This window comes from Pedobacter folensis, from assembly GCF_056490665.1.
The window spans coordinates 41,505-58,171 of the sequence record NZ_JBWJIF010000002.1 but is presented as its reverse complement, the minus strand read 5'-3'; the positions used below and the strand labels follow the sequence as shown (position 1 = coordinate 58,171).

Below are 16,667 nucleotides of genomic sequence, written 5' to 3'. Positions count from 1 at the left end.
AAAAGCAATAATTTAAAATATATAGTTTAAGTTTAATGTTTATAATCCTCAACTCGAAAACCAGATATACACGCTCAGTTATGAAATATTTTATTGTTTTTATCTCCTTATGGATCGTCAGTAAGAAATGCTTTAGCCAGACCAAACAGGATAGTTTAGCAATCAAACGTGCTGCTCTTGATTACATTGAATCGCAACATAACCCAAATCCTAAACAAATGGAGCAGGCTTTGCACCCAAGGCTTGTCAAAAGAACATTTTGGACAGACAAGGAAACTAACAAAGATTATGTTCGTGAAACCTCCGCAGAATCGATGGTTATCTTAGCCGAAAACTACAACCGCAAAAAAGACAAGTTCCCTGCTGTTCCTAAAAAAGAAGTTAAACTGCTGGATATCTCAGAGAAAACAGCTTCAGTTAAATTAATTGCAGATGAATGGATCGATTATATGCACCTGGTTAAACTAAATGGCACCTGGAAAATTATTAATGTGCTTTGGCAATTTAATGATAGTGCAAGGCATCAATAGTTATGGCTTAAACACCTTCAATACCGAGCCCCAGAACCAGCTTTCTTCTGCTTTAAGCATCGTTTCCAAAGTTTTATCTACGTTGACGGCCAGTTTATTTATATCGTTTACTGATTTTTTGAAGGTTTTAAACGCGGGGTCCTTTTCATCGCCCACTACCGTTGACAGCTCATTTAAAACTTTTAAAACCGGTTCCAGCTCTCTTTTTTTACGCTCTTTGGCTACCTGACGGGAAATATTCCAAACATCTTTATCTGCAAAAAAGTATTCTTTGCGTTCGCCGGCTTTGTGTTGTTTTTCAATTAAGCCCCATCCGATTAAGTCGCGGAGGGTCATGTTGGCGTTTCCCCTTGAAATACTGAGCGCTTCCATGATTTCTTCGGTGGTAAGCGCTTCGGGAGAAATTAACAATAATGCATGTACCTGGGCCATGGTTCGATTAATTCCCCATTCGGAGCCTAATTTGCCCCAGGCTTCTATAAATTTTAATTTCGCTGCTGCTAATTCCATACACAAATATAAATTTATTTTCAAACTTTCAAGAATTATTGAAAGTTTATTTGTCGGGACTTATTGGCTTTCTCGTTGTATTTTATCCAGCAGCATTTGCCAATTGGTTTCATTGTTACTTACTTTTTTTAACAGCTCAGCCTGTGCCCTATCGAAATAGACAGATAGTTTTAATACAGGTAAAGCCAAATCTGGTTTAAACATCGTTCCCGGCGCAAATCCAGGCTCATTATTCTTTGCCCGGTCGCGATCGAATTTAACAGTCGTATTTACATATTCTTCATGCTGTTTTTCGCCATTGATGTATGGGATCATCCATTCTACCGATTTTTTGATCGATGATCCTTTAGGTGATTCATAGGTATAAAAGTTGGTGCCCTTCGCCCGATCAATCATGATGGCCAGTTTCAGCATCGGCTCGAGATCGTAAATGTGGTAATGCATGGCATCGCGCTCTTTAAAATCCAAACTTGTTCCATCAGGATATAAATTGATATTGATGTGGCTTTTCAGGTTGTCGATGGTCCATTTAATAAAATCCTGATTGTTTAAGGTGTAACCAATTTCGCCAACTTCTTTTAGCCGATGAGCGTTCCAGTTATTAATGGCTGTAGCTCTCCCCGCTTTCATCCGTTTGCTGTTAATTTCTGCTAAAGCCGTTTCAGTAAGCCATTGTTCAATCTGTTTTTTATCAGCTGCTGGGATATCTTTTTTAATCAGGTCGTAAGCTTCAATGGCTTTATCCAGATTGGTATCGTCAATAGGATCGCCATTGGCTTTATTGATTTTGGCCCAGGCACTAAGAAATTCTACACATTTGTTTAAATATTTTTGATCTTCCGTTATCCGGTATTGTAAGGCTAGTGCAAACATTTTGTTCATATCAGCCAGGGCTAATCTGGTTTTTTCCTTTTTTGGATTTCCTTTTAATAATCCTTCAGTTCTGATGGTATCAATTGGGTTGGGGTTTTCGTTTAGATAATTTAATGCTGATTTTTCAAAGCCTGAGTATAGTTTTTTGGTTTCCCCATCATTTTTGAGCTGGCTTTTCAGCTTTTTAATTTCATTGGTATTCAAACTTACAATTTGCGAAAACGAAGAAAAAGATAATAATGCAAGAGCGATTGTAACGACAAACTTTCTCATAATAAATAGGTTGAATTTTTATTCCTGGTTACAAATCTAATTTTTTATTCAGCATGCATTTAATTTATTACTTTTTTATACCGCCCATTTTTTTATTTTTGACGTTCGTTTAAACTTAAACAAACCTTAATGAATAACTGGTTTAATAAAAATGGCATTCACTTAGCCATTATTGCATTTTTTGTAGTCATTACTTTTGCCTACTTCAGTCCTGTTTTGCAGGGTAAAGCACCACAACAGGGCGATGTTTTGCAGGCTAAGGCCATGCAAAAGGAAATTATGGATATTAAGGCGAAAGATGGTAAGGGCCCGCTTTGGACCAATCAAATGTTCGGCGGTATGCCAGCTTATCAGATTTGGGTACAGTACCCCCTTAATATCACAACATACGGCATCGATGTAATTAAGGGCATATTCCCTGATCCTGTTGGAACAGTTTTATTATACCTTTTAGGCGCTTACCTATTATTTTGTGTGTTAAAAATAAACCCTTGGCTTGCTGCTGCGGGGGCAATTGCATTTGCATTTACCTCTTATAATTTTATCATTATTGCAGCTGGGCATAGCAATAAGGCATTAGCAATTGGCTTTTTTGCTCCTATTTTAGCCGCTATTATTCTCATCTTAAGGGGCCGGTATTTGGTTGGTGGAAGTTTACTTGCACTGTTTATGGCTTTAGAAATCCGCTCTAACCACATCCAAATGACCTATTATTTATTCATAGCGTTGTTTATTCTAGGCTGTATAGAACTTTATCATGCCTTTAAAGCAAAACAGCTTCCAGCATTTGGTAAGTCTGTCGCTTATATTGTTGCAGGTATTTTTCTATCAGTTCTGGTAAATGCAGGTACCCTATGGACAACCTACGAGTATGGCAAAGAAACCATTCGAGGAAAATCTAATTTAACTACCGATAAAGCTGAACCTGCAAATGGTTTGGATAAAGAATATGCTTATCAATGGAGTCAGGGGGTTGGAGAGAGTTTCTCTTTCTTGATTCCAAATATTTATGGAGGAGCAAGTAGTATCGACGAAATTATTAAACCTGAAAGCAATACCTATAAAGCAGTTGAAAAAAATCTTTCTGGTGTAGATCCAAGGCAAGCAATTGGTTATGTTGCACAGAATCTTGGCGCTAACCAATACTGGGGTAAAAAGCCAGGTACTGCAGGCCCTTATTACTTCGGTGCAATTATCTGCTTCCTATTTGTTTTCGGATTGTTTATTGTACAACATCGTTGGAAATGGTGGATTTTAGGATCGAGTATTTTGTTGTTGTTCCTTTCTTTCGGAAGTAATCTGCCATTTATTTCAGATATATTCTTCGATTACTTACCAGGCTACAATAAATTTAGAGCAGTAGAATCGATTTTGGCCGTAGTTGGCTTGTTAGTGCCATTACTGGCAATATTAGCTGTTAAGGAAGCACAGGAAGGTAAATATGATCAAAAATATTTGGTTCAACGTTTAACATGGTCAGCTGGTATAACCGGTGGATTTGCCTTAATTATTGCAGCTATTCCTACTGCTTTCTTTAGTTTCACACAGGCTAACCAACCACAACTATTAGAGGCATTAACACAGGCATTACAAAATAACAGAGGCGCTGCAATGGAGATTTTGAACGGCATAGTTGCTGACCGTGTGGCTTTAGCACGTGCTGATGCTTTACGTTCTTTATTGTTTGTCGCTATTGGTTTTGGAATTACCTGGGCTTTCATTACCAAAAAATTGAACATGCAATTGGCTTTTGGTTTATTGGCATTATTCGTTTTAATTGATTTGTGGCAGGTAGACCGCCGTTATTTAAACAACCAGAATTTTGTAAGTAAATCTGATTTAGATAATCATTATCAGCCAAGAGACGTAGATAATTTTATCTCAGCCGATAAAGATCCAAATTTCAGGGTTTTCGATATGTCGCTGGGCGATCCGTTTAAAAGCGCAGAAACTTCTTATTTCCATAAAACAGTTGGTGGTTTCCACTCAGCAAGGTTAAAGCGTTTTCAGGAGTTGGTTGATAACCAGTTAACCAAAAGCATTAACCAGGATGTGTTGGATATGTTAAATACCAAGTACATCATTACACAAGATCCTCAGAACGGATCGTATAAAATGCAGCGTAATGCAACGGCAGCGGGTAATGCCTGGTTTGTGCAAAGTGTGCAGTTTGCTAAAAACGCTGATGAAGAAATGAAGGCCATTAGCAGTTTTGATGCTAAGAAGGAAGCGATTGTTGATGAAAGTTTCAAAAGCTCGATAGATACCAAACGTTTAGGAACTGGTCAGGAAGGTTTTATTAAATTAACCAACTATAACCCTGATCATTTAACTTACGAATACTCAACCGCTAAGGATGTAATTGCCGTGTTTTCAGAGATCTATTATGATAAAGGCTGGAAAATGTATATCGACGGTGTTGAAAAGCCTTACTTCAGAGCTGATTACGTTTTACGTGCAGCGCAATTAGAAGCAGGTAACCATAAACTTGAGTTTATTTTCCATCCAACATCGTATTACACCGGAGAGAAAATCTCTTTGGCAGGATCGATTTTGTTACTGGCCGGATTAGGTTTTGGGTTTTACTCAGAAGAAAAGAAGAAAAAGAAAGCCGTTAAAGCTTAGTAATTTCTCAAATAGATTTACACCCCGCGGATTTTGATCTTGCGGGGTTTTTTGTTGCCTGTGTATTTTTGCCAAGGAAATACAGAATATTCCCTCGGACTCGTCCTCCTGAACTTGTTTCAGGATCTATTAAGGAGTCCTTAGTCAAGAGTCTCCAGTCCAAAGTCGATTTCCATCCCTCGATTGTCATCCTGAGCCTGTCGAAGGATCTTTTAAGAATGGAAAATGTAAAACGGATGATGGACCGGGCTGGGCCCTTAACCTTGAGTCAACTAATTCTACAGGTGCGTGATCCTAAATTTATTTCAGGAGCCATCTCCGCAGTGACGAAGGTGAGTAATGAACTAATGAACCAATGACTAATGAACTATTGAACCAACAAGCCTTAGCGTGTCATTTTAACATTCTTTATCAAAAGGAATAATAATTTAACAATGTCGTAACATTTGTTTGATATACAGAGTCTTACCTTTGTAATGTAAATCAGATGATATGTTAGAATCATTCTTTGCCGTATGCTTATTAATTGTTGTACTTTATTTCTTTAGCCCCTTTGAGGTAAAACTCGATGAGGAAGAGGAGTGGTAACCCAACTAATTTATCTCTGAACTGCTTTAACCGGGCGGTAACAAAATCCTTCCCCCCTAAATTTCCCGATTATGGATAAAAGAACTGTCGATGTAGTCGTAATTTCCGATGTACATTTAGGTACCTATGGTTGCCATGCCAAAGAATTGCTAAAATACCTTAAGAGCATAAAGCCCAAAACATTGATTTTAAACGGCGATATCATCGATATCTGGCAGTTTAGCAAAAGTTATTGGCCCGAATCGCACATGAAAGTGATCCGTAAACTGATGAAATTCGTATCAGAGGGGGTGCAGGTTCACTACCTGACCGGAAATCATGATGAGATGCTCCGTAAATTCGATGGCATGGAAATGGGGACTTTCCACCTCCAGAATAAGTTAATCTTAGAACTTGACGATAAAAAAGCATGGTTTTTTCATGGCGATGTTTTCGATGTAACCATGCAGCATTCTAAATGGCTGGCTAAACTTGGTGCGGTTGGCTACGATACGCTCATCCTCATTAATAGCTTTGTAAACTGGGTACTTACTGCATTTGGCAGGGAAAAGATGAGCTTTTCGAAAAAAATCAAAGCTAAATTTAAGGATGCCGTTAAGTTCATCAATAGTTTTGAGCAAACTGCAGCTGAACTGGCGATTGAAAAGGGATATAACTATGTGGTTTGTGGTCATATCCATCAGGCGGAACAACGTGAAATTACCACCGAAGACGGGAAAGTGGTTTACCTGAACAGCGGTGATTGGGTAGAAAGTTTAACCGCTTTAGAATATGAAAACCAAAAATGGACAGTGTTTAAGTACGAGCACCAACATTTTACGAAAGATGAGTTAGACGAAGGAATCCTTTCTGATGCCGAGGATTTAAAAAGTAAACTGGACATAAATATTCTTTTACAGAATATAAAATATGAAATTGCCCAATAATTTTAGATATTCGGGCATAAATGAAGATACTCTACGCAATACAGGGAACAGGTAATGGTCATATCAGCAGGGCAAGGGAAATTATTCCTTTGTTACAACAATATGGCGAATTGGATATTTTAGTAAGTGGAACACAGGCCGATGTGAAACTCAGTCAGCCCGTAAAATACCAACTGCATGGATTCAGTTTTATCTTTGGAAAAAAAGGTGGCGTAGACCATTTTAAAACATGGCTGAACATGAATCTTTTCCGCTTTAGGAAAGATATGAAGCAGTTACCGCTTAAAGAGTACAATTTAATCGTTAACGATTTTGAACCTGTAAGTGCCTGGGCCTGTAAACTGCAGGGCATAGAATGTGTATCGTTGAGCCATCAGGCGGCATTTAAATCTAAAAAAGTGCCACGTCCAAGAACTTTAGATTGGGGGAAGCTTATTTTGAGTCGGTACGCACCTACCAAATACCACATTGGCTTTCATTTCGACCGTTATGATACTTTTATCCATACACCCGTAATCAGGGCAGAAATCCGAAATCTGAAAAGTGAAAATTTAGGACATTATACCGTTTATCTTCCAGCCATTGATGATAAACGTTTGGTCAAGCTTTTTACAAAACTACCCAATGTTACCTGGCAGGTTTTTTCTAAACACAGTAAAGTTGCCTACCGGGAAGGGAATGTTTTTGTAGAGCCGGTTAACAACGAAAAATTTAATAAAAGCCTGGCCACCTGCGAAGGTTTATTTACCGGCGGTGGTTTTGAAGGCCCCGCAGAAGCACTTTATTTAAAGAAAAAATTGCTCGTGGCACCGATGCGCTTCCAGTTCGAACAGCAGTGTAACGCCTATGCCTTAAAGCAGTTTGGTTTGCCTGTAATTTGGGGAAGTACCAGAAACTGGTTGCCAATTATTAAAAACTGGGTAGAAAATCCTCAACAGCATGAGTTTAATTTTCCGGATGAGACGGCTCAGATTATTGATGATATGGTGAAGAAATATGCGAGGGTTTAGTTTTTAGTCCTGAGTCTTCAGTCCTGAGTCCAAAGTCTAGGTCTTGGACTCCGCTCAAACTGACAAACCTTTTGATATATTAAGTAGATTATATTTTAATCTTTCGCTTATTATAATCCGTGGCACAATCCTGCGTAATCTAAAAGCGAATGGCAGCACTACCCTAAACGAAAAGTACATGAACCTGCTTTTCTAAAAAACTCATTTTGTTTTGCCTGCAAAAGGTCTTCGACTCCGCTCAGGCTGACCAGCATTTGGATGTATTTATTAAGATAACAATGTAGATCCTCTCTTTAATCTTTCTGCTATGCGCTCAACGCTTACCGTCCTCCGCGCTTCATCTTTCTTCTGCTACTGTTAAATTATTTTCTTTACTTTGCCTACTCTTTAAAAAGGCATGATTAATCAGTTTAGAAAGCTAAATCCAATTAACCTCGTATTCTTGCTGGCATACACGTTCTTTTTGCGTATTGCCATTTTTCATGAAACGCACGATAAGCTGAACTTTGATTTTTTGGAGCCATTTGCGCGGTTACTGATCAATATTGATTTAGACAACGCCTTTACGCCCTATACCAATATTTTTATTGCAGCACTTTTGGTTTATGTTCAGGCGCTAATTTTCAACCGGGTTGTTAATAACCATAATTTACTGACCAAACCGAGTTTCCTTCCAGGGCTGATGTTTATCACAGGAACAAGCTTGTTTATGCCTTTTATGATTCTAAGTCCGGCATTGTTGTGTAATTTTCTGTTAATCTGGATTATAGATAAGTTTTTAAAGCTGGGAAAAAGTGCAAACTCCATTACCACTGTTTTCGATATCGGGATGATTATAGGGGTTGGAACATTGATCTACTTTCCGTTTATGACGATGTTGCTTATGATCTTTTTAGCGCTGTTGCTTTTCAGGTCGTTTAACTGGCGCGAATGGGTGGCGGGTTTAATTGGCTTTATTACGGTTTTCTTTTTTCTGGCCGTATTTTATTACTGGAAAGATAATTTAAGCTCGTTTTATCAGATCTGGAAACCATTAGGCAATAAGTTCCCTTCGGTTTTTAAAATCAACTATAACGATTATCTGGTGCTGATTCCGGTAACGGTAATTATCATACTGGCGTCGCTACAGCTCCGCGAAAATTTCTTCAGGAGTTTTATCAGTACAAGGAAAAGTTTTCAGCTGTTGTTTTTTATGTTTATTATTTCGGCAGCTAGTTTTTACCTTAAACCCGATTTCAGGACCTGGCATTTTTTGCTGTGTGTACCACCCGGATCGGTACTGTTAGCCTACTATTTTAGCAATGCCAAAAAACGTTGGTTTTACGAAACATTGTTCGTTTTATTTGTGCTTTCGATACAGTATTTTCTGTTTGTTTAACCTTTTTTAACAAATAACTAGAACGAAACTTGACAAAGATTAATAGCTTTGTGCATGATTTTAGAATTAAAGCTTTTTTAGTTTTAATTAAGATGGATAAAAAATGGAATCATTGGAATTTCTAAGAACATATTATTTGCAGTGGGAGATTTTAAATGCGTAGGCTAAGCATTGATATTGGAAATTCTGCTGTAAAGGTTGCTGTTTTTGAAAATAAGGAAATTGTTCATCATCAGCGTTTCAATAAAATTGGAATACTTGATTTGGCTCAATTGATTGAGAAGTTTTCGCCGGCAAAATCCATCATCAGTAGTGTTAGCCAGGAAATTGGGCCCTTAGAAGTATTTTTAAAAAAGCATACTTGTTATATCCGTTTTTCAACCCTGTTAACGAATGGCGTACAAAATAGATATAAAACGCCGGTTACTTTAGGATTAGACAGATGGGCTGCTGTTTTAGGCGCAAATGGCTTACATCCGGCAAATGCAAGTTTAGTGGTTGATGCGGGTACCTGTATTACCTATGATGTTTTAACAAGTTCAAAGGAATATTTTGGCGGAAGTATAAGCCCTGGTATTAAAATGCGTTTTAAGGCTGTGCACGAATTTACCGGCCGTTTACCTTTGGTTGAGTGGGATGCAAATGAAGATATTGTGGAAGGTACTGATACACAATCGGCAATCAAGAACGGTGTTTTACAAGGAATAATAAACGAAATTGAAGGCTTTATTGCCCTAAATAATAAAAAAGAAAGTGCTCTGAAGGTAATTATAACGGGGGGTGATGCTAATTTTTTGTATAAACAATTACAAAACAGCATCTTTGCGCCTCAAATTATAAAAGATCCTTACTTAGTATTAAAAGGATTAAATGAAGCTATTGCAGATTAAAATGTACAAAAGAATAAATTATATTGCAGCCATACTCGTTCTAGTTTGTGGTTTAAGTGCTCAGGCACAGGTTACCACTTCATCACCATATTCAAGATATGGACTTGGAAATATAAAAGGATCTTTATTGCCCCAGCTTAGAGCAATGGGTGGAATTTCTACCGCAGTAGGTAAAGTAACAGGGTTCAATTATATCAATATGCAAAACCCTGCATCGTATGCCGGAATAACTTTAACCACTATTGATGTGGGCATGAGTGCTGGTTTAACCAGTCTGTCGCGAAACAATTTAAAGGAAACGAGTTTCAACTCTACTTTTAGCCATTTGGCATTTGCGGCTCCTGTTACCAGAAGATCGGCCCTGAGTTTTGGTATTTTACCTTATTCAGATTTAGGTTATTCTTATAGAAACACGACCAAAGTGGATACAACCACTTTAGATCAGCTTTATGAAGGCGAGGGTGGTTTATCAAAAGCTTACTTAGGTTATGGTTATCGTTTTGGCGATCATTTAAGAATTGGTGGTAACCTGGAATATATTTTTGGTAATCTCCAAACTACGCGGGCTACCGAATTTCAATCGGTAGGTGCCTATAACGCTAAACTTCAGAATAAAAACAGTGTTGGCGGTATTAATTATTCTTATGGTATCCAGTATGATTTTAATATTGGTAAGAAAACAATCATGACCCTGGGTTATTCTGGAAGTACCTCTGGGAAAATAAATTCAACACAAACTTCTTTTGCTACCTTATACACCAGAGATCAAAGCGGTAATGAAAACCCTGCAGCCGATACCTTAAATATCGTGAATAACGGAAGATCTAACCTTACTTTACCATTGACCCACAATTTTGGGATCTCTATCCAGCAAAATGATAAGTGGATGATTGGTGCCGATTTTAGAATGGGCAAATGGGCTGCAACCAGCATCAATAATGTAAACCAGGGTTTGCAAGATAGCTGGGGAGCATCATTAGGTGGCCAGTGGACGCCAGATGCGTTTTCTTATAACAGTTACATGAAACGTGTAGACTACCGCATTGGGTTTAATTACGATAAAACCTATATCAAAATCGGTAATCAGGATATTAAACAAATGGGTGCATCATTAGGTTTTGGCTTCCCTCTACCTACTGCCAACGGCGGTACAGCATTTTATAAAATCAACTTTACAACAGAACTCGGACAAAGAGGAACATTAAATAATAATCTGGTTAAAGAGCAGTATATTAATTTCCACTTAGGTTTTACCCTGAACGATACCTGGTTTCGTAAGTACCGTGTAGACTAATGAATTGGAAAACATTTTTATATGGTCTGTTTCTGGTGTTGCCTTTTTTTCTGGCTTCCTGTGGAGACGACGATCTAAAAAATGCCAATGCAGTTTCTTCAAATAAAGTAATCTTAAGCAGAGACCGAACCATCGGTGTCGACATTACTTATAGCGATTCGGCCAGAATTAAGGCGAAAGGTTACGCCCCGATAATGGATAAGGTTACCCCTAGTAATGGAAGTACTTACCAGGAAATGATTAAAGGGGTGAGCATCGATTTTTATAATCCGAACGGAACTGTTGATGGAAACCTAGTTTGCGATTATGCCATTCGGAAAGATAATGAGCTCAAAACCGAATTCAGGAAGAATGTGGTGGTAAAAAACAGTAAGGGCGATACTTTTTCATCACAAGAGTTAATCTGGGATGAATCGAAAAAGATTTTTTATTCCAATCAAAGGGTATATGTGAAAGGGGTAGATGGTAGCATTGGCGAAGGTATTAACTTCAAAGCTCCGCAGGATTTTAGCACTTATGAAATGGATAGCGGAAACGGTGAATTGAATATGAAGGAAGGTGTAGCGCCTTAACGTGATGTAAAATGTGGGAGGTAAGATGGATAAGGTATGAAGAACCTGATCAAATCTCCATAGTTTTGAAGCCAATTTTAACCTTAAATCCATCATCTTTTCCTGGTCATATTACCTCATCCATTGCCCTAATAATTAAGCGCTTGATAAATAAAATTTTGTGTTTTCTTTTTTGAGGCAAATTTGTATCTTGCGCCCTCTTAAAAAAGAACTAAATAAATTTATAATTACAATATGGGATTAATGACATTTTTGCGTAACCGTGCAGGCTATATTCTGGTCTTTGCCATCGGTTTTGCAATTGTTGCATTTTTAGTAGGTGATGCAATTAACGTGGGTAAACCTTTTTGGTCGGCAAATCAAAAAGTTGTAGGGTCTATTGATGGTAAGGATATCAATATTGATGAATTCGGACCAAAGGTTGATCAAGGTGTAAACCAAATGAAACAACAATATGGCGGCAGTGCAAATGCACAGATGACTGCTATGGCTGTTGATCAGGCATGGAATGCAGAGTTAGCGAAAGTTTTGTTAACTAAAGAATATGACCGTTTAGGTTTAACCGTTTCTGAAGATGAATTGTTAGATTTATTGCAAGGTCAAAACCCTAGCCCGCTAATCAAACAATATTTCTCTAATCCGCAAACAGGACAGTTAGACCGTGCTACTTTGATGAACTTTCTAAAATCGAAAGAACCTCAGGCTTTGCAACAGTCTAATATGTTACAGGAAGAAATTAAAAATCAGGCCCTGCAAACAAAATATTCTAATTTAATCCGTAATTCGGTTTACGTAACTTCTTTAGAAGCTACAGATGAGTATACCAACCGCAATAAACTGGCTAACTTTAAATATGTAAGTTTAGATTATACTTCTATTCCAGATGCCTCAGTTAAATTAACAGATGGCGATTATTCTGAATATTACGATCAGAACAAAGCACGTTTCAACAATCCACAAGAAACACGTGCTTTCGAATATGTTACTTTCAGTATCAGTCCAACAAAAGCCGATTCATTAGCCATCAAAACTCAGGTGGATAAAATTGCTGCTGATTTCCAGGTAGCTAAAAACGATTCGCTTTTCGCAGCAATCAATTCAGACGTAAAAGTTCCGTTTACTTATATCACAAAAGGTAAATTAGATCCTGCGGTTGATTCAGCAGTGTTTGCGTTACCAGCAGGCGGTTTTTATGGTCCTAAATTAACAGGTAATTCATACAAAATTGTAAAGGTAGTTTCTACCCGTATCTCTCCTGACTCCGTAAAAGCAAGCCATATCTTAATCGATCCGGCTAAAGTGGGTGGCGAAGATAAAGCATTGAAGTTAGCTGACTCATTAAAAGCATTAATTTTAAAAGGTGCTAACTTTGGAGAGCTGGCTAAAACCTACAGTGTAGATGGCTCGAAAGATAAAGGTGGTGAAATGCCGGCTTTTGCCCGTGGTGCTATGGTACCTGAGTTTGAGAATGCAGCATTTGATGGCAAAACAGGAGATCTTAAAGTAGTAAAATCTCAGTTCGGATACCATGTGCTTAAAATCGAAAAGCAAATCGGTTCATCTAAAGTGGCTAAATTAGCTTACGTAGAAAAAGCATTAAATGCAAGTAGTAAAACCCAGGCAGCGGCTTACAAGGCAGCAAGCAATTTCTTAACTGATGTAAAAGGTAACGACTTTAGCAAATTTGCTGCACAAAAAGGATTAAAAGTTGCGGTTGCTGATAAGGTAGCATCAACACAAGGATTTGCGGCTGGATTAGATAATCCACGTAAATTAATTCAAGATGCTTACGCAGCAGATAAAGGTGATGTACTACCTGAAATTTACACCATGAGCAATGCTTATGTGGTGGCCCGTTTAACTACAATCAGTCCAAAAGGTATTTTATCTTTAGCTGATGTGAAGAAAGAAATTGAGCCGATGGTAATTAATGCCGTTAAAGCAAAACAATTAAAGGAAAAATTAGCTAACGCAGGTAAAGGAAGTATCGAGCAGGTTGCAGCTAAAGTTGCACGTCCGGTTAATCCAGTACAGAATGTTGTTATGGCTAATCCGGTAATTCCAGGTGTAGCACAAGAAAATGCTTTAGTAGGAAGCGTTTTCGGTTCACAGCCAGGTAAATTATCAGCTCCTGTTCAGGGTGAGCGTGGTGTTTATGTATTTTCAGTTGATGGATTTACAAGCCCTGCACCAATTGCCAACATGTTTAAACAGAAAGAAAGCATGATGTTAAGTTTAGGACAACGTTCATTAGGATCAGCTTTCCAGGCTTTACAGGAAAATGCGAAGATAAAAGACAATCGCGTGAAATTCTATTAAGCAGAAAATACGTAATTTTGTAACCGTTCCGATGATTAGTCGGAACGGTTTTTTTATTTAAGGCCATGGAAATTCAGGAAAACATCATTAATAAAGTAGCTAACAGCGGTTTAATAACCTTAAATCTGGAGGATTTTTATCATAAAGGCGAAAGAGTGGTTTATGATATTGTAGATAATCTATTTCATGGTTTAATGTTAAGGGAAAAGGATTTTAGAGAGTTTATTAAAAATCACGATTGGGCGCAATATCAGGATAAGAATGTAGCAATTATCTGTTCGGCTGATGCAATTGTTCCCACCTGGGCTTACATGCTGCTGGCGAATAAATTAAAACCATATGCCAATGAAGTGGTATTTGGCGACTTAAATACTTTAGAAGCGGTTTTATTTACAAAGGCACTGGCTAAAATTAATCCGCAGGATTATTCTGGCGAACGTGTGGTGGTAAAAGGATGTGGCGATATCGAAGTTCCGGTTTCAGCCTATGTGGAGGTAACCAACCTGCTTACCCCAGTAGTAAAAAGCATTATGTTTGGCGAGCCTTGTTCTACCGTTCCTGTATATAAAAGAAAAGATTAAATTTTGGTTTGCTTTTTGTATATCTTCATAGAGGAAAGAATTTAACCGTATTTTTTAGGAAATGGTTTTTTCCCAACAACACACACAAATGAGTACAAAAGCAATGAAAAAATTATTGATAACCCTCACGGCAGGCTTATGCAGTCTGATCACAATGGCTCAGGAACTTCCCCTGAAGAAAGAAGCAGTGTTTCAGGAAGGCGAAGTTTTACAATATAAATTAAGGTACGGATTTATTACCGCGGCAGAGGCCACCATTAAGGTAACAAACTCTGATTTAAAGTTTGATAACAGGTCTACCTATAAACTTACAGTCGACGCACAGACCTCCGGGACTTTTGATGTTTTTTACAAGATAAGAGATCATTACGATTCGTACATCGATAAAACCAGTCTCTTGCCATACTTCTATCAGGAAAATATAAGAGAGGCCAGTTACAGACGTCAGGATAAGGCACGATTTACACAAACAGCCAAAAAAGTAGTTTCGAACAGGGGAACCTTTACGACACCGACTGATCAGACTTTTGATTTGGTTTCGGCTTATTACTTTGCCCGAAGCCTGGATATTGGTAAAATCAAAGTTGGCGATAAGTTTAAACTGAACTATTTTTTAGGCGATGAGATTTCTGCCTTAGAGGTTGAATATGTAGGTAAAGAAACCATTAAAAGTAAATTAGGGAATATCCGTTGTTTAAAATTTAGTCCGTCGATAAAACCGGGCAGGATCTTTAAAAAAGATAGCCGCCTATACCTTTGGGTAACTGACGATGGAAACCGGGTGCCGGTAAAGGCTCAGGTAGAGATATTGGTGGGTGCGGTAACCATGGAATTAAAATCGGCCAGTGGGCTGAAATATGCTTTAGCAAAAGAAGAATGATGATAGAAGTTGAACAGGTGCTGGTGCACGAAGATGTATTGAAAGAAAACTTTGTTTGTAATTTAAGCAAATGTAAAGGGATCTGCTGTGTGGAAGGTGATTCGGGTGCACCGCTGGATAATGATGAAAAGGCTATCTTAGAAGAGATTTATCCAAAGATAAAACACCTATTAAATGAAAAAGGCATTAAGGCTATAGAAGAGCAGGGTGTATATGTAGTGGATGAAGATGGCGATCTAACTACCCCATGTGTAGATAAAAATAAAGAATGCGCTTACGTGCTGTTCGAAGGCGGTATTACCAAATGTGCTATCGAGAAAGCCTATGAACAAGGTATTGTAGATTGGCAGAAACCGATTTCATGCCACCTCTACCCTATCCGGATAACCAAATACCCGGAATTTGATGTTTTAAATTACGACCGCTGGCACATCTGCCACGATGCCTGCACCTTTGGCCGTGAACTTAAAGTGCCGGTATATAGCTTTTTAAAAGGACCGCTGATCCGTAAATACGGAGAAGATTGGTATAAGGAGCTTGAAAGTTCAGTAGCGGCAATGTAGTTTTAAAGCTGGTGATTTTTACCAGAGCTTATTTTTATAAAAATCATGTATTTCAATAACTGACACAGGATGAAAATTCTGGACGATTTATAAAATGTAACCATTAATCTCATTTAAAAAGATAGAACTTTCGTTGGCTTTTTGGCCTTATAATTTAAATAATAAGTTTCTTGAAACTAATTTTCAGTTTATAGGTTTATAGTTTAACTTTGTAATTCTAACTGAATATTTTTATGAGCAAGATCTCTAATCCGAAACCAATGAAAAAGGGTAACAGGATGGACAGTGACCATAATAAACTTGATGAGTCTTACACTCCTGTTTCCAAACATAAATTTGAAGGATGGCCTATTTTATGGATACTAATAGCCATATTCTTAATTTCTGCAGTTTTATGGTATACAGGTGCTGCACCCCATTTAATTAAATGGATAGCCAATAAATAGAGTAATTATTTACTTAATGGTGCGGATGAATTTAACCATAGCAATCATGAGCTTTCTGTGAGAAAGTTCAATAAATTACTTTAAGGGAGACGTTAATTTTGATGACAGGGAAGAACTGGTTAAAATTTTTCGTCATCGCTGGGAATCTGCTCAGCTGAGACATAGCAATAAAACATTAATCCAAAGGAAATAACATAGAATGCCGCCGTGATTAAAAGGAATGTGCTCATATAAATAGTTATTTGGTTATTGTAATGGTAACGTTAAGTTATCTTAAATTATATATGAAAGTGCATTTATTTTATGTTAATTACTAACATAATTTCTATTAATGTTGAAAACTAATGCATTAGTTGTTTTGACTTTCTGTTGAATTAAGTAACTACTGCTTAGTTATCTATACTAATTC

At 37.7% G+C, this 16,667-nt stretch carries 15 protein-coding genes; 13 read left to right on the top strand and 2 right to left on the bottom strand.

The window, feature by feature from the left end:
* Positions 1-80: 80 nt before the first annotated feature.
* Positions 81-530 carry a nuclear transport factor 2 family protein gene (locus AC04QZ_RS08790; protein WP_478357465.1) on the top strand — a complete coding sequence of 150 codons (450 nt, stop codon included), beginning with the start codon at positions 81-83 and terminating at the stop codon, positions 528-530.
* Here AC04QZ_RS08790 and AC04QZ_RS08785 read toward each other — a convergent pair whose 3' ends face one another.
* Both AC04QZ_RS08785 and AC04QZ_RS08780 read right to left on the bottom strand, forming a co-directional pair.
* A complete protein-coding gene (locus tag AC04QZ_RS08785) occupies positions 531-1,040 on the bottom strand; it encodes a GbsR/MarR family transcriptional regulator (RefSeq protein WP_086548154.1) in 510 nt (169 codons plus the stop codon).
* A gap of 60 nt (positions 1,041-1,100) precedes the next feature.
* The gene (locus AC04QZ_RS08780) at positions 1,101-2,186 is read right to left on the bottom strand and encodes an alginate lyase family protein (RefSeq protein WP_478357464.1); all 1,086 of its coding nucleotides are present in this window, start codon (positions 2,184-2,186) and stop codon (positions 1,101-1,103) included.
* A 129-nt stretch (positions 2,187-2,315) separates the two neighbouring features.
* Between AC04QZ_RS08780 and AC04QZ_RS08775 the strand changes: the two genes are divergently transcribed.
* The 12 genes from AC04QZ_RS08775 to AC04QZ_RS08720 all read left to right on the top strand — a co-directional run bounded on the left by AC04QZ_RS08775 (position 2,316) and on the right by AC04QZ_RS08720 (position 16,258).
* Positions 2,316-4,811 carry a YfhO family protein gene (locus AC04QZ_RS08775; protein ID WP_086548152.1) on the top strand — a complete coding sequence of 832 codons (2,496 nt, stop codon included), beginning with the start codon at positions 2,316-2,318 and terminating at the stop codon, positions 4,809-4,811.
* A 659-nt stretch (positions 4,812-5,470) separates the two neighbouring features.
* A complete protein-coding gene (locus AC04QZ_RS08770; RefSeq protein WP_478357463.1) occupies positions 5,471-6,325 on the top strand; it encodes a UDP-2,3-diacylglucosamine diphosphatase in 855 nt (284 codons plus the stop codon).
* Positions 6,326-6,345: 20 nt separating this feature from the next.
* Positions 6,346-7,335 (top strand): glycosyltransferase family protein, encoded by a 990-nt coding sequence (locus AC04QZ_RS08765; protein WP_478357462.1) that lies wholly within the window; start codon positions 6,346-6,348, stop codon positions 7,333-7,335.
* Positions 7,336-7,732: 397 nt separating this feature from the next.
* On the top strand, positions 7,733-8,713 hold the full coding sequence (locus AC04QZ_RS08760; RefSeq protein ID WP_086548149.1) for a DUF6427 family protein: 981 nt from the start codon (positions 7,733-7,735) through the stop codon (positions 8,711-8,713).
* Between the two features lie 155 nt (positions 8,714-8,868).
* Positions 8,869-9,603, top strand: coding sequence for a type III pantothenate kinase (locus tag AC04QZ_RS08755; RefSeq protein WP_478357461.1), 735 nt, complete (start codon positions 8,869-8,871; stop codon positions 9,601-9,603).
* Position 9,604: 1 nt separating this feature from the next.
* On the top strand, positions 9,605-10,897 hold the full coding sequence (gene bamG / locus AC04QZ_RS08750; RefSeq protein WP_478357460.1) for a BamG family beta-barrel-assembly machinery protein: 1,293 nt from the start codon (positions 9,605-9,607) through the stop codon (positions 10,895-10,897).
* A complete protein-coding gene (locus AC04QZ_RS08745; RefSeq protein WP_478357459.1) occupies positions 10,897-11,469 on the top strand; it encodes a hypothetical protein in 573 nt (190 codons plus the stop codon). Before bamG ends, AC04QZ_RS08745 begins: the two co-directional genes overlap by 1 nt.
* A gap of 234 nt (positions 11,470-11,703) precedes the next feature.
* Complete coding sequence (locus tag AC04QZ_RS08740) at positions 11,704-13,788, top strand: peptidylprolyl isomerase (protein WP_478357458.1); 2,085 nt, start codon at positions 11,704-11,706, stop codon at positions 13,786-13,788.
* Positions 13,789-13,853: 65 nt separating this feature from the next.
* A complete protein-coding gene (locus AC04QZ_RS08735; RefSeq protein ID WP_478357457.1) occupies positions 13,854-14,369 on the top strand; it encodes a DUF2480 family protein in 516 nt (171 codons plus the stop codon).
* A 103-nt stretch (positions 14,370-14,472) separates the two neighbouring features.
* Positions 14,473-15,249 carry a DUF3108 domain-containing protein gene (locus AC04QZ_RS08730; RefSeq protein WP_478358346.1) on the top strand — a complete coding sequence of 259 codons (777 nt, stop codon included), beginning with the start codon at positions 14,473-14,475 and terminating at the stop codon, positions 15,247-15,249.
* Positions 15,249-15,812: a DUF3109 family protein gene (locus AC04QZ_RS08725; protein ID WP_478358345.1), complete on the top strand. Its 564-nt coding sequence runs from the start codon at positions 15,249-15,251 to the stop codon at positions 15,810-15,812. Before AC04QZ_RS08730 ends, AC04QZ_RS08725 begins: the two co-directional genes overlap by 1 nt.
* Positions 15,813-16,045: 233 nt before the next feature.
* Positions 16,046-16,258, top strand: coding sequence for a hypothetical protein (locus tag AC04QZ_RS08720; protein WP_478357456.1), 213 nt, complete (start codon positions 16,046-16,048; stop codon positions 16,256-16,258).
* Positions 16,259-16,667: the final 409 nt, after the last annotated feature.